The organism is Sphingobium sp. TKS, from assembly GCF_001563265.1.
Classification (GTDB): domain Bacteria; phylum Pseudomonadota; class Alphaproteobacteria; order Sphingomonadales; family Sphingomonadaceae; genus Sphingobium.
The window spans coordinates 1-21,855 of record NZ_CP005088.1 but is presented as its reverse complement, the minus strand read 5'-3'; the positions used below and the strand labels follow the sequence as shown (position 1 = coordinate 21,855).

Here is a 21,855-nt window from a genome sequence, read left to right as displayed (position 1 = left end):
GGTTTCATTACTGGAACTTGAAGCGCACGGTCAAGCCATATTCGGCGGGTCGACCAGCGTAGCGAACAACGGTATCGTAAGTCTGGATCGTGTTTGTCCAGTAATACTTGTTGAAGATATTGCGACCCCAGCCGAAGACCGCCCAGCGGCCATCAGGCGCTTCCACGCCAAGCCGCGCGGAAACGAGCGTGCGGCCATTCACCTCGTAGAGATCCTTGTCCGCGTTGGTGATGGCCAGAACGCCCAGCGATTTGCTTTGTGAGGAGATCGTCGTGCCCATGGTTAGGTTCACGCCACCCAGCGGCAGGCTGTAGTCCGCGCTCAGGCTCGATTGCCATTTGGGCGAAAACGGCAGCCGTGCGCCGCTGAAATGGCTCTGTTGCAAAAATCGTGAAGCTTGAGCATGCTTGGCGGAGATTGGACGGACGGAACGATGACGGATTTCAAGTGGCGCCATTTCCAGGGTGATGTGATCCTGTGGGCGGTGCGCTGGTATTGTCGCTATCCGATCAGCTATCGCGACCTTGAGGAAATGCTGGCGGAACGCGGCATTTCGGTCGACCATACGACGATCTATCGCTGGGTCCAGTGCTACGCCCCGGAGATGGAGAAGCGGCTGCGCTGGTTCTGGCGGCGTGGCTTTGATCCGAGCTGGCGCCTGGATGAAACCTACGTCAAGGTGCGGGGCAAGTGGACCTACCTGTACCGGGCAGTCGACAAGCGGGGCGACACGATCGATTTCTACCTGTCGCCGACCCGCAGCGCCAAGGCAGCGAAGCGGTTCCTGGGCAAGGCCCTGCGAGGCCTGAAGCACTGGGAAAAGCCTGCCACGCTCAATACCGACAAAGCGCCGAGCTATGGTGCAGCGATCACCGAATTGAAGCGCGAAGGAAAGCTGGACCGGGAGACGGCCCACCGGCAGGTGAAGTATCTCAATAACGTGATCGAGGCCGATCACGGAAAGCTCAAGATACTGATCAAGCCGGTGCGCGGTTTCAAATCGATCCCCACGGCCTATGCCACGATCAAGGGATTCGAAGTCATGCGAGCCCTGCGCAAAGGACAGGCTCGCCCCTGGTGCCTGCAGCCCGGCATCAGGGGCGAGGTGCGCCTTGTGGAGAGAGCTTTTGGCATTGGGCCCTCGGCGCTGACGGAGGCCATGGGCATGCTCAACCACCATTTCGCAGCAGCCGCCTGATCGGCGCAGAGCGACAGCCTACCTCTGACTGCCGCCAATCTTTGCAACAGAGCCGTTGGGATCATAATGTTGATGTACGCGCGCACGGTCATGGTAATTGCGCTTCTCGTTGAAGACACGATTCCCATAGCGATTGACAATGAACATGCTGTCGCCCGGCGGAATCCATACGTCGCTTGGCACGCTTACATATTCCAGCGCCTCTTCCAGCACGATCTCGGCGCGCCAGGCGCTTCCCATATTGCCAAGCTTCGCTCCAACAGCCCCGGCAATCGATACAAAGTCGCCAGTATTGGTCGGCACCCCGCAACCGCCATAGACCGGCCCTGTCTGATGGAGATTGAGCATTTCGCGATTATAGGTGAACCCGCCCGTTGCGAAGATCACGCCTTTGCGCGCGCCAAAGGAAACCTCCTTCCCGTCGTTCAGCGCCTCGACGCCGAGCACCGCGCCATCCCCGTCGGTAACCAGGCGGACAACCTGGTGGCTGGTGAGCAGGGGAATGCCATAAGCGTCGATGCGCGCCTTGATCTGGCGCATCAACTCCGCGCCGAATCCTGGCGACCCATCAGGCTTGATGGGTCCGAGGCACCGTCCGCGAGGCACCTTATTGTTGCCGTCGAGCACGCCATAGTCAGGCAGATCGGTTCCCTGGCCGTCGGGAAGGACATGAAAGCGGCCTATCTCGGCTGCCTTGATTTCCCGCAACATGTCCGTCATCGGCGACGCGTTGTCGTAAAACGCCTCAAGCAGTTTGTAGACATCCTCACCCAGGCCGAGCGTCGGTGAATTGCTGTCGAAAAGATGCGGATATGAATAGGCAGCGCAATAAGCCAGGAGCGAAGCCTTTGGATCCTCGATCCCCCGCTCCTTCAGCCTGAAATTATTGGGCACCCAGAAAGCCCCACCGGATTTCGCGGACGTACCGCCATATACCGGCGCTTTTTCCAGCATGAGGACCTTCGCGCCGTCCTTGGCAGCCGCAAGTGCGGCAACCGAGGCGGCCGCGCCGCTGCCGACCACGACTATATCCGCGATTTGGGTCCACTGCCGGCCCACCGCGGCAACAGCCGGAGCAGATGCCGCAGCACCCAGGGTGGAAACCGCCAGCCCCGCGCCGCCGGCCTGGATGAAAGCGCGGCGAGATAACCGCGATCGCTCTGCCGATTGCTTCAAGAATGCCCTCCACCGGTCGAACGACCCAAAGCCGCCGACCGTCTCTCCTGCGTCGAAGTCAATGCTCCGCCCTTCTTTTACCGAAGCGAGATCACGTCGCACCTCGATACAAGGAAAGGATAGATTACCAAATGGTCACATGTCAACCGCGCCTGATCTCCGCATCGGCAAGCACGAGAAGGCAAATGGGGCCATCCCGAAACATCTTTCGATGGGCGGCGCTCATGCTTCTAACGGACCAGGCGGGCGAAATTGCAAGCCCGATCGGCAATGCTGAATGGGGGGCCACCATTCGGCGCCAGGTGCCCCGGCGTGACTCATCTCCAATCGCGAGTCGCGTTGTGTTTGAGTTCTCCATCCATATAAAATTGGGCATCCACACGACAAGCGTCATGTGAATGCCCAACTAATCACTTGTATATATAAGATTATGCGCCGGACGGTGCGAAATGAATGCCGGGCGGTGCGAAATGAATGCCGGCCAGCGGGGTGAAATAGTTCGTGCATGCGTTGCGCTTAGAGAACTTCCACACCCCGTCACGGCGCTCATACTCATCCGTGAAGACCGCAGCGATAAGAATCGACTGATTACCTTCGACGAGATTTCCAAGGAGAAGGACGTCGCCAATACCATTTACCTTGTCCGCGCTCACAAATTCCAAGCGCAGATTGGTTCCATAATGAATACATTCGTGAAACATTGGCCAGAGTACGTTATTGGCCAAATCGAGGGCGCCTTCCGGGCCCTTGTAGGTGCCGATTCCCTCAATGGTCCACTCTGCATCATCCCACCAAATAGAAGCGAGACGGCCCTCTTGGCGCTTGTCTACGGCAATGAGCTTGTCAGAGTAGAGGTCCTGAATCGCGGCCCGGCTTGCAAGTCTGTCTAGATCACTCATTTTGTATCTCCTAGTTGAATATAATCCCGTAATCTTAGCAGGATCGAGGGCATCAAGGATTTAGGCCGCAGAAGACCAGCCGCCATCGATGAACAGTTCCGTTCCAGTAACATATTTAGCTTCGTCTGACAGAAGATATAGCGCCCCATAAGCGATATCGTTCGGCTCGCCAAGATCGCCCATCGGGATCTGCGCTTTGTACCATTCAACCTGCTCGGGCGTGACGTTCGCCTGCATCGGCGTCTTCATGCCACCAGGAACGATGGTGTTCACCCGCACCCCTTGCCCGACATATTCCAGCGCAGCCACCTTGGTCATCGCGCGTACCGCAGACTTGGTCGCCGCATAGCTGATCAAGCCAGGCTCACAGATGACGCTGACGAGCGAACTGATGTTTAGGATCGCACCATTTCCCGACTTCGCAATTTCCGGCGCAACCATCTTCAGGCCCAGGAAAAGCGCAGTCTGGTTGACCGCGATCATCTTGCTCCAGCCTTCGAGCGTCTCGTCCTGGATCATCGCGCCGTGGATGATGCCCGCGGTGTTGTAAAGCGTCGTGAGCTTCCCAAAGGCCCCAACCGCCGCCTCGACAGCCCCCGCCCAGCTCGCAGCATCGGTGATATCCAGCCGCACGATAGGGCCTCGCCCCCGCTTTCCTGAATCTCGGCCACGACCTTGTTGCCCATTTCGACATTCAGATCGGCGACGACGACCTTGGCGCCCTCCTTGGCAAAAAGCCGAGCCTGCGCTGCACCCAGGCCGCTCGCCGCGCCCGTTACGAGCGCGACTTTCCTGCCATTCTGTTGCTCATCCTGTGCCTCCTAAATAGCTTGAGCGCGCAATTCAGACCCGCGTCGCTGAGGGTTCTTTTTTCCGATGCACAACAACTGGGCCGATCACCGGACCTTGATCCAAGCACAATTACCAGTTGGTAGTCAAGCTGGATTCTGAGGAACCGGACCGAAAAGTGAGACTAAATGTCCAAGTCCCCTGGCCCGCTAATGCTGCCCCTTTGCGCGCGGCACGCAGCCGCGCGCTTTCACTTTCTAATGCTGTGTTTTCACAAATAATATCAATGAGTTCAAACACCCACGGACCAGCCTCCGTCAATCGGCAGATCCACGCCAGTAATATATTTCGCCTCGTCAGAGGCCAGAAAAAGCGCGCCGTTGGCAATGTCGATCGGGTCACCGAGCTTTCCCATGGGGATCTGGCTTGTCTGCTGCTTCAGCACGTCAGGGGGGACATTCGCCGTGATCGGCGTGTTCATTCCGCCGGGCACGATCGTATTCACCCGAACGCCGCGGTCCACAAACTCCAGCGCCGCCGCCTTGCTCATGATGCGCACGGCCGCTTTGGTGGCACAGTAGCTGGCATTGCCGGCGGTGGGAAACATGCCGATCAACGAACTGATGTTGATGATCGAGCCATTGCCCGACTTCACCAGCTCGGGGATTGCCGCCTTGATTCCGAGGAAGATAGCAGTCTGATTGACCGCCACCATCTTGTTCCAGCCTTCAATGCTCTCCTCCTCGAAGCCGCCAGGATGAATGATACCGGCAGTGTTGGATAGAGTCGTAAGCCCGCCAAAAGCCTCGACGGCAGCGGCAATCGCATTATTCCAGCTCGCCGCATCGGTAACATCCAACCGAATGAAGAGCGCATCGCCACCAGCAGCCCTGATTTCGGCTACGACGCCCTTGGCCATCTCTTCATTGAGGTCGCCGATTACGACCTTGGCGCCTTCTTCCGCGAAACGCTTCGCCTGAGCGGCGCCGAGCCCGCTCGCTCCACCCGTGATGAGCGCAACCTTGCCTGCGAGTCTGTTAGCCATTCTTCATCCTCCGAAAATGCTCAACTGCGCGAATTGACTTCGCTTCAGCCTTGACCACATCGCCAGTGGCCCCATGTGCCTGGCACCAGCCTGAAAGATCAGAGCATACTTACCACATGGTTACAAGCCTGCTTTGCGAGAGGACGAAATGCCCTCTTGTCCAGCCGGGGCGAAAGGCGCTGGTTCATACTCTATGTTCTACAATGGCTTCCTTTACAGCGTTCGCGGCCTGCAATCTCCGACTCGAAGTGAAAAAGCCTACGCAGATGGCGCATGCCCTCCTTTTATCGAATCGCTTGGATCATGCAGGGGTTAATGATAATTACCATGTGGTCATCATGCCCATGGGCCAGATAAGGACTGCAATATGAATTTCACGATGTCGCCCGCGGAAACCATGTGGCGTGATCGGGTCCGTAATTTCATGAACGATGTGGTTCGGCCCCATGATGAGACCTATGCCGCGCAGCAGGCTAGTGGAGAGCGGTGGAAGACTCTGCCGATAATCGAGGAATTGAAGGAGCGCGCGAAAGCGGACGGCATATGGAATCTTTTCATGCCGCCGCTGGCCGGCCACAATCCCGTCGACAGCAGCTTCGAGTTCGTCGCTCCGGGCCTTACCAATCTGGAATATGCCTCCTGCGCGGAAGAGATGGGCCGCATCGAATGGGCGTCCGAGGTGTTCAACTGCTCCGCGCCCGATACCGGCAACATGGAGGTCCTGCACCGCTATGGAACTCGCGAGCATAAGGAGCGCTGGCTCCGGCCGCTGATGGAGGGGAAGATTCGCTCGGTCTTTCTGATGACCGAGCCGCGAGTCGCATCCTCTGACGCCACCAATATCGAAACCTCCATCGTTTGTGACGGCGACCATTATGTGATCAACGGCCGCAAATGGTGGTCTTCGGGCATAGGCGATCCTCGATGCTCGGTCGGCATTCTCATGGGAAAGACCGATCCTGATGCCCCGCGCCATGCTCAGCAGAGCATGATCCTCCTGCCGCTCGACACGCCGGGGGTTAAGGTTCTGCGAATGCTTCCTGTGTTTGGCTATGACGATGCGCCTCATGGTCATGGCGAAGTCGAGCTGAAGGATGTTCGCGTTCCGGTCGAGAATATGCTGCTCGGCGAGGGGCGCGGCTTTGAAATTGCTCAGGGGCGATTGGGGCCAGGCCGAATCCATCACTGTATGCGCACGATTGGCTTGGCCGAGGAAATCTTGAAGAAAATGGTGGAGCGGCTCCTTTCGCGCACTGCCTTTGGGAAACGCCTAGCAGAGCATTCCATCTGGGAGCAGCGGATCGCCGAAGCACGGACGTCACTTGAAATGACCCGCCTCCTATGCCTCAAGGCCGCCGACGTGATGGACAAGCTTGGGGCCAAGGCAGCACAAGCGGAAATCGCGATGATCAAGGTGGCGGGGCCGCATATGGCGTTGAAGATCGCCGACGATGCGATCCAGGCGCATGGCGGCGCGGGCGTCGCCGACGACTTCGGCCTTGCGCGCGCCTATGCACATCTCCGCACAATGCGCCTGGTGGATGGGCCGGATGAGGTTCACAACCGCGCGATCGCTCGCCTCGAAATGCGCCGCTATCGTCAATAGTTGAATTGCCGACCCTGTTATTCGGTCGCAATGACCAGCTAACGGCCTGCCGGTCGCGTTCAGGCGAACGGCAGGCCAAGCGCATGACCGACGCAGCGCCCAGGCGCATACGTCGGTAGCTGGCAACCCAAGCCCTACCGCATCAGCACCAGTTCCTCGGCCATAGAGGGATGCAGTGCTACGGTATCGTCGAACTGGGCCTTGGTGAGCCTCGCCTTCACCGCGATCGCGGCGGCCTGCAGGATTTCAGGCGCGTCGGGGCCGATCATGTGGATGCCGACCACCACGTCGGTCTCAGGATGGACGACCAGCTTGTAGAGCGCGCGCTCGTGGCGGTCGGCGAGCACATTCTTCATCGCCCGGAAGTCGGAGGTGTAGACCTTGACCTCACCGAGCTTGTTGCGCGCCTCGGCCTCGGTCATGCCCACGCCCGCCATCGGCGGATGGCTGAATACGGCGGACGGGATGCAGCCATAATCGACCCGGCGGGGATTATTGCCGAACACAGTGTCGGCAAAGGCCTGGCCCTCGCGGATCGCGACCGGCGTCAGCTGCACCCGGTTGGTGACGTCGCCCACCGCATAGATGCTGGCGCAGCTCGAGCGGTTGTCGTCGTCCACCTTGATCGCGCCCTTGGCGTCGAGTGCGACGTCGGCCGTCTCCAGCCCGAGATTTTCGGTATGCGGGCGTCGGCCGGTGGCGAATAGCAGCATGTCGGCCGGGATCGGCTCATGGCCGGTCATGTGCACCAGCAGCGAGCCGTCCGGTTGCTTGTCGACCTTCTCGAAGGCGACGTGGAATTTGAACTCGATCCCCTTGGTCATCGAGATCTGGAGCAGCCGGTCGCGGATCTGCTCGTCATAGCCGCGCAGGATCACGTCGGTGCGGTTGACCAGCGTCACATGCGCACCAAACTGGTGGAAGATGCCGGCAAATTCATTGGCGATATAGCCCGCCCCTGCGATCACCACGCGCTTGGGGAAGGTATCGAGATGGAACACTTCATTCGAGGTGATGCCATGCTCGGCCCCCGGAAAATGGGGTACGATCGGCCAAGCGCCGGTTGCGATCAGGATTTTGCCGGCGGTGATCGTCTGGCCCGAGCCGAGCAGCACCTCATGCGGCCCGGCGACGGTCGCCCGCTCGCGGATGATCTCGACCTTATTGTTGCCGAGCGTCTCGGTGTAGAGACCTTCGAGCCGCGAGACCTCGGCGAGCACATTGTCGCGCAGCGCCGACCAGTCAAATTCGCAATCGGGCACCTTCCAGCCAAAGCGCCGTGCATCCTGCAGATCCTCGGCGAAATGCGAGCCATAGACGAGCAGCTTCTTGGGCACGCAGCCCCGGATCACGCAGGTGCCGCCCACCCGATGCTCCTCGGCGACCGCCACCCGCGCGCCATAGGCTGCCGAAACCCGCGCCGCGCGCACTCCGCCCGAGCCCGCCCCAATGACGAACAGATCATAGTCGTAGGTCAACATCCAATAATCCCAACCAAGTAAGTGTTGTTTTTCTACAGCTAGAGGGCGCGCGCATCGAGTCGTCCGCCTCCATCCCCGAGCAGACCGCCGACTCCCATGCCGGCGATCACATCGCTATCCACGCCGAACCCAGCGAAGAGCCGCTCCAATATCAGATCAACTCCATTACGCAGGGGGCTACGTGCACAACCCGGCAACCCAATGACAGCCCGCCTGCGCAACCAACCGAGGCACAGGAGATTGCCGGGATCGACCGGCATTCCCACCCGCTCCACGCGCCCGCCCGCTTGTCGAATGGCCGCGGGGACCACATCTTCGCGGTCGGCCGTCGCCGATGCCGCCATGATCAGCACAAGATCCGCCTCCGAAGAGTCCGCGAGCAAATTGGTTAGAGCCGCTTCATCATGATCGCAGATCCACACATGATTCAAATGTCCGCCAAGCCTCTCGACTCGCTGCCTTATAACGGTTTCGGTCTTGGCGAGAAGCTTGAGGCTTACGCTGCCTAGACTGGTTTGCACGAGATTGACCGAGAGGGGCCCGAATGCAGCTATACGGACCTTGCAACCATCCGCGACTTGCCCCGCTGAGACAAGTTCGGCTCGGGGCACCGCATAGGGAATTATCTTGACGGTGCCTACCACGTCGCCCGCGCGCACCGGCGTCATCGGCGCGACGGCGGCGAATGTGATCGCCTCCGTTGCCCGATTGAGCTTGCCTATGCCGTCGGGTGCATAAACGAGAAGGCCGTTCGTCTCGGCGATCAGATCAGCCCGCCCATGGACGGGAGGTTCGGCGCGGACATGATCTCCGGCCAGCCTCTGCGCAATCGCCATCGCGACATCATTTTCACCAATATCGTCCGTATCGAGCCGAGCAACGGTGAGCGCTTCCAATCCCGCATGCCGGACCGCCGCCAGATCATCGCAATCGAGCACGCGCCCTTTTGGCAAGCGGCGTCCCGGAATCGAGAGGCTATGGGCCAGGATCGCACCCTCGGCCTCTTCCAGCGATACCCGTCCAAACCTCACTTCGAGCTCCGCAAGACTGTCGTCATCTCGGCCAGGATGGAAACGGCGATCTCGGCTGGTCCCGCCGCACCGATTGGGAGCCCTGCCGGCCCATGGATGCGGGCGAGCTCCTTATCCGTGAAGCCGGCGGCGCCGAGCCGCTCGAGCCGGGCAGCATGTGTTTTTCGTGATCCCAATGCGCCGATATAGAAGGCCGGCGAGTTCAGAGCGCGCGCCAGCGCCGGATCATCAAGCTTTGGATCATGCGTCAAACTGACTACCGCGGAGCCGCCGTCCGGGCGCCAACGATCAAGCGCTTCGTCGGGCCAATTCTCGTCTACAGGTTGATCAAATCGGGCAGCCGCCGCGAACATGCCGCGCGGATCGATAACGGTTGTCTCATAGCCCGCAAGGCGCGCCATCGGGACGAGCAGCTGGGCGATATGAACCGCCCCCACGATCGCGAGACGACGGCGCGGAGGATAGAGATTGAAGAACCATTCCTTCAGAGGGGCCGCATTCTCGCGGGTCGCACCGCTTGTCAGATCCGTCGCCAGACCCAGCGGCAAACCCTGCGCCCGTGCATCAACGATACGCTCGATCAGCGCAGGCGGAAAATGTGCCCCATCGACGGTCTGTAACAGGATGGAGATTCGGCCGCCGCAAGCAAGTCCCACCTCCCAGGCCTGCGCGTCAGCCACGCCATAATCCAGGCGACGAAAGCCGCCCCCTGCCGCAATCAATTCGAGAGCCTGAACGATGACGTCGCCTTCGACACAACCGCCGCTGACGGAGCCTTCGAAAATTCCGTCGTCGCGGATCACCAGATGGGATCCCGCCCGCCGAGGCGCCGACCCCCAGGTCTCGATCACTGTGGCAAGCGCGACATGACGGCCCGCCGCAAGCCATAGCGCCGCGGCATCTATCACGACATCCAGGTCATCCGCTGCCTCAGCCATGATCCCATTCTGATCCAAAAAATGCTGAACTTAAAGGATTACGGCCGGAGCGTCCGAAAAATCGGATGCTCCGGCCGTATCCATTCAATGCACCACCGGCTTCATGCCGGCAGAGGAGGGGAGATCCCAGGCCAATCTCGACAGACCAACCCAAGATCCTCCGATCAGCTTTAGAAACGGAAGCTGGTCTTTACTCCGTAGGTGCGTGGCATGGCCGCATACCGAACCGCCGTATCGGACAGGAACGCTACGTTGTTCCAGTAATATTCGTTGGTCAGATTCTTCACCCAGAACTGGACCTGCCATGCATTGTCCGCATCCTGAAGTGCAATGCGAGCATCAACGGTGGTAAACGGCTTGATGTAGGTTACCGCCTTCGTCACCGCATCATGACCGATCGCAGCCTGCGTGCTGCTGTTATAGGTCAGGCTGGCACCCAAATTCACTGCCAGGCTGGCGCCAAGCGGAACGGTATAGTCGGCGTTTGCACTCGCATTCCATTTCGGAGCGAATGGCACCCGGTCGCCGGCAAAGTCAGTAAATACCCCGTCGGAATTCAGACCGGAGTATTTTTTGATCTTCGTGTCGACATAGGTCACCGCGCCACTGAGGTTGAGGCCATCGACCGGCCGCCATACGATGGCCAGCTCACCGCCCTTGACGGTGGACTTAGGCACGTTGTCGAGTGCGAACACGATGCCGAAAGGCGGCTGATCGAAGAAGCCCCTCAGCTGCTTGTTGCGGTAGTCATAGTAGAAGCCAGCACCGGTGAGCAGCACCGAGCGGTCGAACAGCTCCTGCTTGAAACCCGCTTCGTAGGCAATGACCGATTCCTGAACGACCGGACGATATTGACTGACAAACGCCGCCGTAATCGTTGGGAAGCTGCCTGCCTTATAGCCCTTGGTCACGTTCGCGTAAAATAGCGAACCAGCCACCGGCTTGAAGTCGACGCCAACCTTCCAGGACAGATTATCCTCATTGAGGTTGGTATCGCCGAGGATGCTCTCAAAGGCATCCGGCCGTTGCCCATTCTCTACACCGATAAGTGGATTGCCGTTGGCATCCGTCAGCGGGTCGATCGCACTGGTGCAGTCACCCGGCTGCAGGGGGGTCGATGCTCCCAGGCCCACCAGGGATCTGGCGAACGTGTGGATAATGTCGAACAGCCTGCGCTGGGCGTCGTCGCCATGTATCGGGTCGAAATTATTATCAAAGGTACAGCCGACGAAATGGCGCTTGCTGTTCGTATAGCGAAGGCCACCCTTCACCGTGATGGTGTCTGTCACATCGAAATCGACGTTTCCAAAGAACGCATAATTTTCGATCGTCTGCCGGCTGAAATCCGATGCTCTGGAAAATGGCACCGGCAGCAAAGTGCTCGTCCCGTCTATCTGAGAGAAATTCGAGATGATGCTATCTCCATCGGAAAGCTTGCTTAGCTCATAGACTTTGCTGTGCTGATAATTAGCACCGACGGTGACCCGCATGCGCGATGCGGCGTCGTTCGACAGGCGCAATTCCTGGTTGAAGTCACGAATATATCCGTCGTTGGCGACATAATCATAGTCTTGCACCGCAGTGCCGTCATCCGCCGCCCGGCTATTACGCTTATAGTCCGAATAAGAAGTGATCGAGGTCAGGGTCAGATTATCGGTCACGTCATAGTCGGTACGCAGCGCGGCATTATACATTCTGTCGTCACGGAAAGGTTCAGCATCCGCGGACCAATCGGCGGCGCGCGCCTTGCGCGGCGCATATGGCGTCACCAATGTACCCGTTTCGAAATTATAAAGCTGAGGGCTCAAAAATTGCTCCTGCCCCGCCGTGGCAGGACGCAGGAAGATGTACTGCCCGATCTGCGGCTCGCTGCCGTCATGCCAACCACTCAGGCTGGCCATGAAACTGAGTCTATCGGTGGGCTTCCAGTCTAGAGTGATACGGCCAGCGAATTCCCGCCGCTTCCCGAACTCGTCACCTGGACGAGAGAAGTAATTTTTCTGCCACGATCCCGCATAAGTGCTGCGGCCAGCGAGCCGTATATTGAGCGTGTCGGTCACAGGTCCACTGATGAAAGCTTCGCCTTCAACCGTGCTAAATCGTCCATAGCCAAGGCTGAACCCGCTCGTCAGAGTGTCGGTCGGCTTGTTGGCGATGTAGTTGATCGCGCCGCCGGTGGAATTCTGGCCGAACAGAATGCCCTGCGGACCTTTCAGTACCTCAACACGCTCCATGTCCAAACCGACCCCGATGCCGGGCAGCGCGGAGAAGCTGAGAGGCGCCTGGTCGACATAAACGCTAACCGCAGGCGATGCCGCCAGAGCGGTATCGAAATAGCCGACGCCACGCAGCGTGAACACCGGGGTGCCGAATGCCGACCGCGCATAGGTCAGACCCGGGACGGCCTTGGTCAAATCCTGGACGCTGCTGATACCCTGCTTGACGAGCTGATCGCCACTGACCGCCGCAATCGTGAGGCCGACCTTGTTGATCGATTCAGCGCGCTTGCTGGCGGTGACGATGATCTCGCCGGCACCCAGACTTTCACTCTGCGGCGCTTCGGCGGCTGCGGATTGGGCAGCAGGCTGCTCCGCCGGAGCCTCGCTCTGGGCGAATGCGGGCGAACAGAAGCAAAGAAGCGCGACGCCCGATGCGTATAAGTTAATGCCGTGCCGTTTCGTTGTGCTTTCTGGTCTGACAATCATAACCATCCCTCCCTAGATATGACCGAAGTATCGTTTCGCGCTCTTAAACATTTTTTCTTCGGTCGCGTTGAAAAACTATCCGTGTCTCCTGCCCACTTCACTCCGGTGTCAGGACAATTATTTCGTTTCTATTCGGCAGACTGCCGCTCCAACAGCAGCATCATCACCTTCAGAAACCAATATTTCAATGAGAGTTCCATCGCACGGGGCTTCCACCTCGGACGTCACCTTTTCGGTTTCCACCTCATAAAGGATGTCACCGAGAGCAAAGTCTGCGCCCAGCTGTACGTGCCAGCGAGCGATCGTGCCTTCTTCCATGTTCATGCCAAACATCGGCAACTTAAGCGACATCTTCATGCAACGTCTCCATCGCGTACAGCCGCGCGGATCGCAGCCTCAACCATAGCCTCATCAGGGATCACCGCATTTTCGAGATGGGGCGCGAACGGGATCGCCACATCCTGCACGGTGACCCGGCGCACGGGACCACGCAACGAAGCAAAACCCTGTTCGGCGACGATAGCGGCAATTTCACTTGCGGCGCTGCATGTAGCACGCGCCTCATCGAGGATTACTAGGCGCCCGGTCTTGCGAACCGAGGCCAGGATCAGCTCCTTATCGAGCGGGAAGAGCGTCATCGGATCGACAACTTCGACCTCGATCCCCTCTTCGGACAATGTCGCCGCTGCGCGCATTGCATGACGCACCATCACACCGATCGCGACCACCGTGACATCGCGACCCTCGCGCTTCACCGATCCCTTGCCGAGCGGCACGACATGATCGCCATCGGGCACTTCTCCTTGCTCGCCGCCGCGGCGGGTGGGCAGCAGGAAGAGGACCGGATTATCCTCACGGATGCTGGCCTTCATCAAACCCTTGGCGTCGGCTGGCGTGCTGGGGATCACGACCTTGATGCCGCCAAGGTTCATAACGCCTGGATAGGGTGCATCGGAATGCTGGGCGCCAGATGAGCGGCCGGCACCTGTAGATGCCAGGTAAACGAGCGGCAGCTTGAGCTGGCCCGCCGTCATATAGCGAAGCTTGGCGGCCTGGTTCGCGATGGAGTCAAAGCCGGTATAAAGGAAGTTGCCATACATCATGTGGCAGATCGGGCGATAGCCGGCCGCTGCCATCCCAACCGCCATACCGGTCATGACAACCTCGGAGATTGGCGTGTTGATCACCCGCTTGCCCCCGAACTTGTCGAAGAGGCCGCGTGTATCGCCGAACAAGCCGATCCTGACATCCTCGCCATAGAGGATCACACGATCGTCGCGCTCCATTTCTTCATGAAGCGCTTCGTTGACAGCATGGATGAGGCGCCGCTTAGCCATTGGCGAACAGGCTCTGTTGCAAAGATTGGCGGCAGTCAGAGGTAGGCTGTCGCTCTGCGCCGATCAGGCGGCTGCTGCGAAATGGTGGTTGAGCATGCCCATGGCCTCCGTCAGCGCCGAGGGCCCAATGCCAAAAGCTCTCTCCACAAGGCGCACCTCGCCCCTGATGCCGGGCTGCAGGCACCAGGGGCGAGCCTGTCCTTTGCGCAGGGCTCGCATGACTTCGAATCCCTTGATCGTGGCATAGGCCGTGGGGATCGATTTGAAACCGCGCACCGGCTTGATCAGTATCTTGAGCTTTCCGTGATCGGCCTCGATCACGTTATTGAGATACTTCACCTGCCGGTGGGCCGTCTCCCGGTCCAGCTTTCCTTCGCGCTTCAATTCGGTGATCGCTGCACCATAGCTCGGCGCTTTGTCGGTATTGAGCGTGGCAGGCTTTTCCCAGTGCTTCAGGCCTCGCAGGGCCTTGCCCAGGAACCGCTTCGCTGCCTTGGCGCTGCGGGTCGGCGACAGGTAGAAATCGATCGTGTCGCCCCGCTTGTCGACTGCCCGGTACAGGTAGGTCCACTTGCCCCGCACCTTGACGTAGGTTTCATCCAGGCGCCAGCTCGGATCAAAGCCACGCCGCCAGAACCAGCGCAGCCGCTTCTCCATCTCCGGGGCGTAGCACTGGACCCAGCGATAGATCGTCGTATGGTCGACCGAAATGCCGCGTTCCGCCAGCATTTCCTCAAGGTCGCGATAGCTGATCGGATAGCGACAATACCAGCGCACCGCCCACAGGATCACATCACCCTGGAAATGGCGCCACTTGAAATCCGTCATCGTTCCGTCCGTCCAATCTCCGCCAAGCATGCTCAAGCTTCACGATTTTTGCAACAGAGCCCCTTGCGCGACGTCGCCCACAATCTGGCCGGACGCGATGCTGCCCTGTTCGCTGGCGAGCGATTGCGATTTCCCAAGGAACTGAAGGACGATGATGCCAGGCACGACGAAGGACGGCGCCTGACGCTTGCCTGCTACGACATGCTGCCTGCCACGCGTATCACCGACGTGTTGTCGCAAGTCGAACGCTGGACCGGCTTCACCCGGCACTTCGGGCACGTCTCGACCGGGTTGCCGCCTGGCGATGAGCAGGCCTTCCTCGCCACTCTGATTGCCGAAGCGACCAATCTTGGGCTGTCGCGCATGGCCGAGGTATGCGGCGCAGGGTCACGCCGCGCGCTGCTGCGCATGCAGACATGGCACATGCGCGAGGAAACCTTTCGGGCGGCGCTCGCCTGTCTGACCGACGCCATCCACGCCGAGCCGATCGCCGCCTGGTTTGGGCAAGGACACCGGGCTTCCGCGGATGGCCAGGCCTTCTACCTGGGCGGGCCGGGCGAAGCCGGCGGAGCGGTCAACGCCCATTATGGTCGCGACCCAGTGGTCAAGATCTACACCACCATCACCGACCGCTACGCGCCGCTGCACCAGACGGTGATCGCCGGCACGGCAGGAGAAGCCATCCATGCGCTCGATGGGCTCCTCGGCCATGACAGCAACGCCGATCTGACCGCGCTGCACGTCGATGGAGGCGGCGTTTCCGACATCGTATTCGCGACGATGCATCTCCTCGGGCTCGATTTCGAGCCGCGCATTCCTCGCCTGTCCGACCGGCGCCTCTACGCTTTCGAACCCTCGAAGCGCTATGGCAGGCTTGCGCCACTGTTCGGTCACAGGCTCAACCGGGACCTGATCGTCAGCCACTGGCCCGATATTGAACGTGTCATTGGCGCGATCCGTCACCGCACCGTCACGCCATCGTTGATCCTGAAGAAGCTGTCCGCCTACCGCCAGCAGAACAGCCTCGCTGCGGCGCTGCGGGAGATCGGGCGGATCGAGCGCACGCTGTTCACGCTCCGCTGGTTCGAGGATCCGGCTCTGCGCCGTACCGTCACTGCCGAGTTGAACAAGGGCGAGGCCCGCAACAGCCTTGCCCGGGCGGTCGCCTTCCATCGGCTCGGCCGTTTTCGCGACCGTGGCCTGGAGAACCAGCAGACCCGAGCGGCCGCGCTCAACCTCGTCACCGCAGCGATTATCCTGTTCAACTGTCGCTATCTGGGGCGCGCCGTCGACGAAATGCGTCGTCGAGGAAGCCCCATCGATCCAGCTATGCTGTCCCGGCTCTCGCCGTTGGGTTGGGATCGCATCAATCTCACCGGCGATTATGTCTGGTCCGATCACCTCGATCTCGACGCCAACGGCCTCATGCCGCTGCTCATCAAACCGCTACCGTGAATCCGTGTCCTGATAATGCACAGGGGCCAACATGACGCGGCGGTGCGCTCGATCGCGCGGCGACTGGCGACAACCTATATCCTGCCGGCCTTGGCCGTGCGCGCGACCGGGGGGCAGGCGAACGGATCGCCGCTCGCCATACCGTTCGCCGGCGGCCTGCTACTCGGTCGCTTCCAGGCCGAACCAAAGATCGACAATTCAGGCGGCCATGTGACCTTCAACAAATATTGTATGCGGAATCACACCGTCTTTTACCCCACCCCGACGAATTTCGTTGTGCGAACCTACGTCAATCCGAAGCTGTTGAGGCCGGAACAGCATGAGATCGTGCGCGAGATGGAGGCATGGCTTGCGGCGCACCAGGCCGAAGCCGAGGCGGCCGTCATGCAATATCACCGGCTTGAAGATAACGACCAGGGCGAGTTTCTGGACTCCGCGAGCTGGGCGACGCTGCAAGCAGATTTTCAGGCTTTGTGGCCCCGGCTTTCCGCGCAGTTTTAGGCCGTGCCGGCCAGCGCCGGCGCACAGGACCAGCGGCCACCTTCCCAATGAAATCCTACCCGCTGCGCGTTGGCGATCGCGGGCGGCTCGCCCTTGCGCCAGAACGCCCGCATCTTGGCCCGTTCGTCCAGATGGGCGTCAGCGACGATCGCGCGCGCGGCCTGGATGAACTGCCCATGCCCGAACACATAGACCAGCGATGCAGCCGGCATGGCGGCGAGCCGCGCCAGCGCGGCCTCGCAGCGCCGTAGCAGGGTGGCGAAGCTCTCCGCCCCTTCCCCGTCGCAATAATCAGGATCGGCCGCGCTCCAATAGCGTTCGAGGTGCGGCATCCGCTCCGCGCTGCGCGTGCCGTTCCAGCGCGCCGGTTGCAGATAGGTGAACTCTTCGATCGGCCACACTTCGACCGGCACGCCGGGAAAGCGCGCGATCGTCGGCGCGGCCGTCTGCCGGGTGCGCGTATAGGGCGACGTGACGATGAGCGCGGGCGCTTGCGTCCAGCTCGCCGCGACTTCGCGCGCCTGTTCCTGGCCCAGCTCCGTCAGCTCGATCGCGCCGAGATCATCGCAGGGCACGCCGGCGTTGCCGGTGCTTTGGCCGTGGCGGATGAAAATCGCCCTCATAGCCGGTTGTCCCGGAGCCGATCGGGCGTCCAGCCTTCGGGCAATTCGTCGCCGGGTTCGGGAGGCCGATCGGGCACCTTGGCCAAGATGCGGTCAAGACCATCCAATGTGGAGCCTTTGGAACGCCGCCTGAAAAACTCCGCAGCCGTTTCCCCTTTGCGCGGCCGATCAATCGCCATCATGCAAATCCGTCATAAGCGCATCGACGCTGGGGAAGCGTGCCCCCTTCCCCGCTTCCAGTTCCTCGATCGCCGCGCGCGTCGCGGCTTGGCCGGTCAGCTCGGCCGTCGCCGCCATTTCGGCCTCGAACTGCGCCTTGCGCGCCTCATACTGGGCGCGGCGCTCTGGACTCCAATCCTTCATGCGATCAGCCACAAGATCGCGAAACGGGCGATGGCCTGCCATTTTGCCCGTCGCTCAGGCCGCTTCTTTCAGCGTCAACTCGACGTGCAGATGGGCCGACGCTGCAATGTTGACGAGCGCATCCAGGGAGAACTTGGCCAGCTTGCCGCGCAGCAGATCATTGGTCCGGGGCCGTGTCAGCCCAAGCCGCTTGCCCGCTTCGTCCTGTGAGACATTCCAGCCCTGCACCACCTTGCGGATTTCATACAGCAAGGACGAGCGCAGTTTCAGGTTCGCGGCCTCCTGCTCGGTATCAGCGAGCGCGTCCCACACGTTCTCATAGATTTCCGATGTCATTGCTCCGCCTTCCATCGTTTCAACCTTTGCGCCGCGAGTTCGAGGTCTTTCTTTGCCGTTGCCTGCGTCTTTTTCTGGAACGCATGAAGCACCAGAACCCGGTCTTCCAACGTCGCCAGATAGATCACCCGGAACGCGCCCGACGCTTCCCGGATGCGAATTTCCCGAACGCCTTGCCCCACGGTTTTCATGGGCTTCCAGTCGTCGGGATCGTCGCCGCGTTGGACAAGCTCAAGCTGCCAACCGGCATCTGTTCGCGCATCTTCGGGGAAGGCGCGAACATCGGCCTTGCTACTTCCCAACCACTCTACCGGCTTCATGAGGCTGGGTGTATCAAAACGGAGACATTAATTCAAGCTCCTTCGCCTTGGGCGTTCGGAGGCTGGGATTTGCGCCTGCCGCTGCGCGGCACCGTGGCCCTACTCGCTGCGCTCCCCAAGCCCGCAAGCGGTCTTGGCCCAAGGTGACGACCCACATGGCGGGGGCGAGATCGCAAGCGGATCTCGCTAGCCAAGGTGCCGGCGTTCGCCGGCGCGTCGTCTGCCTTGTGGGGGAAAGCCGGTCCCGGCCTTCTCTCCCCCGCAACGGGATTAGACGGGGCCGTGCCTCGCTGCGCTGCGGCCGCTCCACCCCCATCGAATCCCGCTGCCCCCCTCTCCCGCCGGCGTTCTTGGGCGTCCGTGTTCCGGCCGATGGCATGGCCATCGCCGGACAGGCGATTTGAAGGGAGTAAGGACGATGACCCACCAAACCCGTGAAAGCTGGCTCAATGCGGTGGCGCAGGGCATGGCTCCGCTGTTCGAGGCGCTGGACGCCCCCCTGCCCGACCGCGTGCGCGTGGCGATCGGCTTCACCAGCAGAGGCGCGAAGGCCAAGGCGATCGGCGAGTGCTGGGATAATCGCTTGAGCGCGGACGGCCATTTTGAAATCTTCATCCGGCCCGACCTGGCGCACGCGCCCGACGCCATGCCGGCGCAGATCGCGGCCATCCTCGCGCATGAGCTGGTCCATGCCGCAGTCGGCATCCCGGCAGGGCATGGGAAGGCGTTTAAACGGGCCGCCCTTGGGCTGGGCCTAGTCGGGCCGATGCGCGCCACCACCCCCGGCGAGGCGTTCCTTGCGGCCATCGCGCCGATCTTGGAGAGCGTCGGCCCCCTCCCCCATGCCCGCCTTGATACGGATGGAGAGTCGACCGCGCCCAAGAAGCAGAAAACCCGGATGCTCAAATGCGAGTGCGCGACGTGCGGCTATACCGTCAGGACCGCGCGCAAATGGTTGGAGCTGGCCGGAGCGCCGCTTTGCCCGATCGAGGATCACGGCCAGATGCAGCATGAGCCGCTGGACGATGACGAGGCCGAGCCGGAGGAATGATGCGCCGCGCTTTCGTCAGTTCAGATTCAGCGCCGCCCTATCGTCATTTCAGCGACGATAGGGCTTTCCCTCTCGGTTCACCGCGTATACAAGTATAGGACTATACGTGTAGGAGTGTAGCATGAAGGTTCTCGCCATTCTCTCACAGAAAGGGGGCGTCGGGAAAACGACGCTCGCCACCTGTCTGGCGGTCGCGGCCGAGCAGGCCGGCAAGGTCGCTGCGATCATCGACCTGGACCCGCAGGCGACGGCCTCGTTCTGGAAAGACGTGCGCCAGCTCGACACGCCCGCCGTGGCGTCGATTCAGCCGGTGCGCCTGCCCGCCATGCTCAAAGCCTGCGAGGATGCCGGCACCGATCTTGTCGTGATCGACGGGGCGGCGGTCGCGCGCGACGTGGCCTATGAGGCAGCGCGCCAAGCCGATTTCATCCTGATCCCGACCAAGACGGCCGTATTCGACACCATGAGCATGACGCACACGCTCGACGTTGTGCGCCAGCTCGACCGCGCCTTTGCCGTGGTCCTTACCTTCGTGCCCCCACAAGGTCAGGAAACCGGCGATGCGATTCAGGCCGTGGCGGAGCTGGGCGCGACGGTTTGCCCGGTGACGATCGGCAACCGCAAAGCCTTTTTCCGCGCCCAAGCCGCAGGCCAGGCCGTGCAGGAGTTCGAGCCGCACGGACCAGCGGCCGACGAAATCCACCGGCTATACGAGTATACAACTATACGCCTATACAATGAAGCGGAGGCGGCGTGATGGCGAAGGGCGGAAACAGTCTGCAAGCGGTGCTGAACCGCGCCAAGGCGGACGGAGACGCGGCCCCGGCACCAGCGCCGGCGATCGAGCCGGTAGACGTGTCCCGCAAGGCCCCGCCGAGCGGCCGACAGGGGACCAAGTTGATTGGCGGGCATTTCCCCCCGGAGGTCAGCACACAGCTTCGTATTATCGCGGCCGAGGAAGGGACGACCGTTCAAAGCCTGCTAGGCGAGGCGCTGGACGACCTGTTCGTGAAGAAGGGGAGGGGGCGCATCACCAGCTAGTATAGGTGTATAGCTGTATACGCCTATACTAGCGCAAGGGGGCGGTCTTGTGCTTGTTGCGGCAGAAGCCGATGAAGGCGGCGCGGGGGCTTTTCAGTTCCGGCCGTCCGCTGTCGATCCACCATGACACCCATTGGTCATAGAGCGCATACACGTCATAGCCAGGCGCAACGCTCTTGGCGTCGTGGAAGCCTTCGGGGTCGATATAGGGCCGTTCGGGTTCCGCCTCGATCGCCTCGACCGTATCCAGCGCCTCGCGATTGCGGAACGTGACCGTATCGCCGTTCATTTCCACGGCATAGTCGGGCAGATGATCGTGCGCGACGAGATCGCGCAGCATCGAGCGGAACACGCGCAGATGGCTACTCGCGCCAGTCTTTTTCTGTAGCGTTTCGACCGAGATCGACCATTTTTCCTGCGCGCCGCAATGCTTGCGCGCCAGCTCGTAGATGCGCCGTTCGAGCGGCTTGCGGAGACGGAAATAGTCGCGGTGCAGCGTCAGGACACTGCGCCCCTCGACCATCTTGAACAGCCAATCGGAGAGCGTGACCTTGATTTCCGACATTTGGCCGGAGCGGGTTTGCCGCACGATCCGCCATTCGTTGATGAGGCCGAACCCTTCGGTGATTTCCTCGCCATCGGCCTTGATGTTCGTGGTGATCCGCGTCCCCGACAGGCGCTCGAACGCGCTCCGCAGTCGGTCATAGCCGTCGCCATCGGTTTGCCGGTTGGTCCACACTAGCAGATCGCGCGCCGTGAGGTGCAAGGTGCGGCTCGGCCGCTCGCCCTGGTTCATCTTCCCGATGAGCTGGGAGATGCAGTAGATCAGAATATCCTTGTCGTGGATCGTCGCCAGCCCTTTGACGCTGGGGACGATTTCGAGCTTGTTGCCGTTATGCTCGTAGCGGAACACGCGCCGATCGGGCTTGGTCGCGAGCGAGAAAATCGGATGCTCCATCGAGGCCATGTCATCCTTGGGGATGGCGTCGAGAACATCGCAAATGAACAGATCGGGATCGGGATAGCGAACCGGCAACAGGGGAGGGCGACCCTCCGCGCCGTTCGGGGTTTCGTTGACGGCAAGCGGAAGTTCGGGGTTTCGTTGACGGTCAGGCTCGATTCGGGGTTTCAT

General features: G+C 60.8%; 22 protein-coding genes and 2 pseudogenes. 7 read left to right on the top strand and 17 right to left on the bottom strand.

Translation table 11 applies throughout. The annotated features are described in order from the left end of the window. Positions 1 to 7: 7 nt before the first annotated feature. Entirely contained in the window at positions 8 to 457 is a 450-nt protein-coding gene (locus K426_RS31695; RefSeq protein ID WP_237230250.1) for a TonB-dependent receptor, read from the bottom strand. Here K426_RS31695 and K426_RS29020 point away from each other — a divergent pair. Next, positions 434 to 1,198 (top strand): IS6-like element IS6100 family transposase, encoded by a 765-nt coding sequence (locus K426_RS29020; protein WP_001389365.1) that lies wholly within the window; start codon positions 434 to 436, stop codon positions 1,196 to 1,198. The two genes, K426_RS31695 and K426_RS29020, sit on opposite strands and share 24 nt — an antisense overlap. 18 nt (positions 1,199 to 1,216) lie before the next feature. Here K426_RS29020 and K426_RS29015 read toward each other — a convergent pair whose 3' ends face one another. The 4 genes and pseudogenes from K426_RS29015 to linX form a co-directional block, all read right to left on the bottom strand. Further along, entirely contained in the window at positions 1,217 to 2,374 is a 1,158-nt protein-coding gene (locus tag K426_RS29015; RefSeq protein WP_021246209.1) for an FAD-dependent oxidoreductase, read from the bottom strand. A 428-nt stretch (positions 2,375 to 2,802) separates the two neighbouring features. Further along, positions 2,803 to 3,273: a hexachlorocyclohexane dehydrochlorinase gene (gene linA, locus K426_RS29010; RefSeq protein WP_013040172.1), complete on the bottom strand. Its 471-nt coding sequence runs from the start codon at positions 3,271 to 3,273 to the stop codon at positions 2,803 to 2,805. A 60-nt stretch (positions 3,274 to 3,333) separates the two neighbouring features. Beyond that, positions 3,334 to 4,034: pseudogene (locus tag K426_RS29005) on the bottom strand (SDR family NAD(P)-dependent oxidoreductase); the annotation flags it as partial. Positions 4,035 to 4,354: 320 nt separating this feature from the next. Continuing rightward, positions 4,355 to 5,107: a 2,5-dichloro-2,5-cyclohexadiene-1,4-diol dehydrogenase LinX gene (gene linX, locus K426_RS29000; RefSeq protein WP_007682029.1), complete on the bottom strand. Its 753-nt coding sequence runs from the start codon at positions 5,105 to 5,107 to the stop codon at positions 4,355 to 4,357. Between the two features lie 367 nt (positions 5,108 to 5,474). Between linX and K426_RS28995 the strand changes: the two genes are divergently transcribed. Beyond that, entirely contained in the window at positions 5,475 to 6,713 is a 1,239-nt protein-coding gene (locus K426_RS28995; protein WP_007682027.1) for an acyl-CoA dehydrogenase family protein, read from the top strand. 134 nt (positions 6,714 to 6,847) lie between these two features. Here K426_RS28995 and gorA read toward each other — a convergent pair whose 3' ends face one another. The 7 genes from gorA to K426_RS28960 form a co-directional block, all read right to left on the bottom strand. Then, the gene (gene gorA, locus K426_RS28990; RefSeq protein ID WP_007682024.1) at positions 6,848 to 8,194 is read right to left on the bottom strand and encodes a glutathione-disulfide reductase; all 1,347 of its coding nucleotides are present in this window, start codon (positions 8,192 to 8,194) and stop codon (positions 6,848 to 6,850) included. Positions 8,195 to 8,232: 38 nt separating this feature from the next. Continuing rightward, a complete protein-coding gene (locus tag K426_RS28985; RefSeq protein ID WP_007682023.1) occupies positions 8,233 to 9,225 on the bottom strand; it encodes a molybdopterin-binding protein in 993 nt (330 codons plus the stop codon). After that, entirely contained in the window at positions 9,222 to 10,163 is a 942-nt protein-coding gene (locus tag K426_RS28980) for an XdhC family protein (RefSeq protein WP_007682022.1), read from the bottom strand. Before K426_RS28980 ends, K426_RS28985 begins: the two co-directional genes overlap by 4 nt. A gap of 170 nt (positions 10,164 to 10,333) precedes the next feature. Next, positions 10,334 to 12,868, bottom strand: coding sequence for a TonB-dependent receptor (locus tag K426_RS28975; protein WP_066564838.1), 2,535 nt, complete (start codon positions 12,866 to 12,868; stop codon positions 10,334 to 10,336). 117 nt (positions 12,869 to 12,985) lie between these two features. Next, complete coding sequence (locus K426_RS28970) at positions 12,986 to 13,225, bottom strand: lipoyl domain-containing protein (RefSeq protein ID WP_007682525.1); 240 nt, start codon at positions 13,223 to 13,225, stop codon at positions 12,986 to 12,988. Further along, positions 13,222 to 14,205 carry an alpha-ketoacid dehydrogenase subunit beta gene (locus K426_RS28965; protein ID WP_013040175.1) on the bottom strand — a complete coding sequence of 328 codons (984 nt, stop codon included), beginning with the start codon at positions 14,203 to 14,205 and terminating at the stop codon, positions 13,222 to 13,224. Before K426_RS28965 ends, K426_RS28970 begins: the two co-directional genes overlap by 4 nt. Before the next feature lie 63 nt (positions 14,206 to 14,268). After that, the gene (locus K426_RS28960) at positions 14,269 to 15,033 is read right to left on the bottom strand and encodes an IS6-like element IS6100 family transposase (protein ID WP_001389365.1); all 765 of its coding nucleotides are present in this window, start codon (positions 15,031 to 15,033) and stop codon (positions 14,269 to 14,271) included. 63 nt (positions 15,034 to 15,096) lie between these two features. On the opposite strand from K426_RS28960, the pseudogene K426_RS28955 reads away from it, so the two are divergent. Beyond that, positions 15,097 to 16,488 (top strand): annotated as a pseudogene (locus K426_RS28955) (Tn3 family transposase); the annotation flags it as partial. Between the two features lie 15 nt (positions 16,489 to 16,503). Continuing rightward, the gene (locus tag K426_RS31680; protein ID WP_013038662.1) at positions 16,504 to 16,989 is read left to right on the top strand and encodes a hypothetical protein; all 486 of its coding nucleotides are present in this window, start codon (positions 16,504 to 16,506) and stop codon (positions 16,987 to 16,989) included. Here K426_RS31680 and K426_RS28945 read toward each other — a convergent pair. From K426_RS28945 to K426_RS28925, 4 genes are all read right to left on the bottom strand, one after another. Then, positions 16,986 to 17,612, bottom strand: coding sequence for a histidine phosphatase family protein (locus K426_RS28945; protein WP_013038661.1), 627 nt, complete (start codon positions 17,610 to 17,612; stop codon positions 16,986 to 16,988). The genes K426_RS31680 and K426_RS28945 overlap by 4 nt on opposite strands. A gap of 168 nt (positions 17,613 to 17,780) precedes the next feature. Next, positions 17,781 to 17,975, bottom strand: coding sequence for a hypothetical protein (locus K426_RS28935; protein WP_021223634.1), 195 nt, complete (start codon positions 17,973 to 17,975; stop codon positions 17,781 to 17,783). Positions 17,976 to 18,029: 54 nt separating this feature from the next. Then, positions 18,030 to 18,311: a helix-turn-helix domain-containing protein gene (locus K426_RS28930; RefSeq protein ID WP_013038658.1), complete on the bottom strand. Its 282-nt coding sequence runs from the start codon at positions 18,309 to 18,311 to the stop codon at positions 18,030 to 18,032. Further along, positions 18,308 to 18,631 carry a type II toxin-antitoxin system RelE/ParE family toxin gene (locus tag K426_RS28925; protein ID WP_013038657.1) on the bottom strand — a complete coding sequence of 108 codons (324 nt, stop codon included), beginning with the start codon at positions 18,629 to 18,631 and terminating at the stop codon, positions 18,308 to 18,310. Before K426_RS28925 ends, K426_RS28930 begins: the two co-directional genes overlap by 4 nt. A gap of 418 nt (positions 18,632 to 19,049) precedes the next feature. Between K426_RS28925 and K426_RS28920 the strand changes: the two genes are divergently transcribed. The 3 genes from K426_RS28920 (at position 19,050) to K426_RS28910 (ending at position 20,723) form a co-directional block, all read left to right on the top strand. Continuing rightward, positions 19,050 to 19,682, top strand: coding sequence for a transcription elongation protein SprT (locus K426_RS28920; protein ID WP_013038655.1), 633 nt, complete (start codon positions 19,050 to 19,052; stop codon positions 19,680 to 19,682). Positions 19,683 to 19,803: 121 nt separating this feature from the next. After that, complete coding sequence (locus tag K426_RS28915; protein WP_004213364.1) at positions 19,804 to 20,439, top strand: nucleotide-binding protein; 636 nt, start codon at positions 19,804 to 19,806, stop codon at positions 20,437 to 20,439. Continuing rightward, a complete protein-coding gene (locus K426_RS28910; protein ID WP_013038654.1) occupies positions 20,439 to 20,723 on the top strand; it encodes a ribbon-helix-helix domain-containing protein in 285 nt (94 codons plus the stop codon). The genes K426_RS28915 and K426_RS28910 overlap by 1 nt, the downstream gene beginning before the upstream one ends. A 28-nt stretch (positions 20,724 to 20,751) precedes the next feature. Here the strand turns inward: K426_RS28910 and K426_RS28905 are convergent, their stop codons facing one another. Further along, a complete protein-coding gene (locus K426_RS28905; protein ID WP_004213366.1) occupies positions 20,752 to 21,855 on the bottom strand; it encodes a replication initiator protein A in 1,104 nt (367 codons plus the stop codon).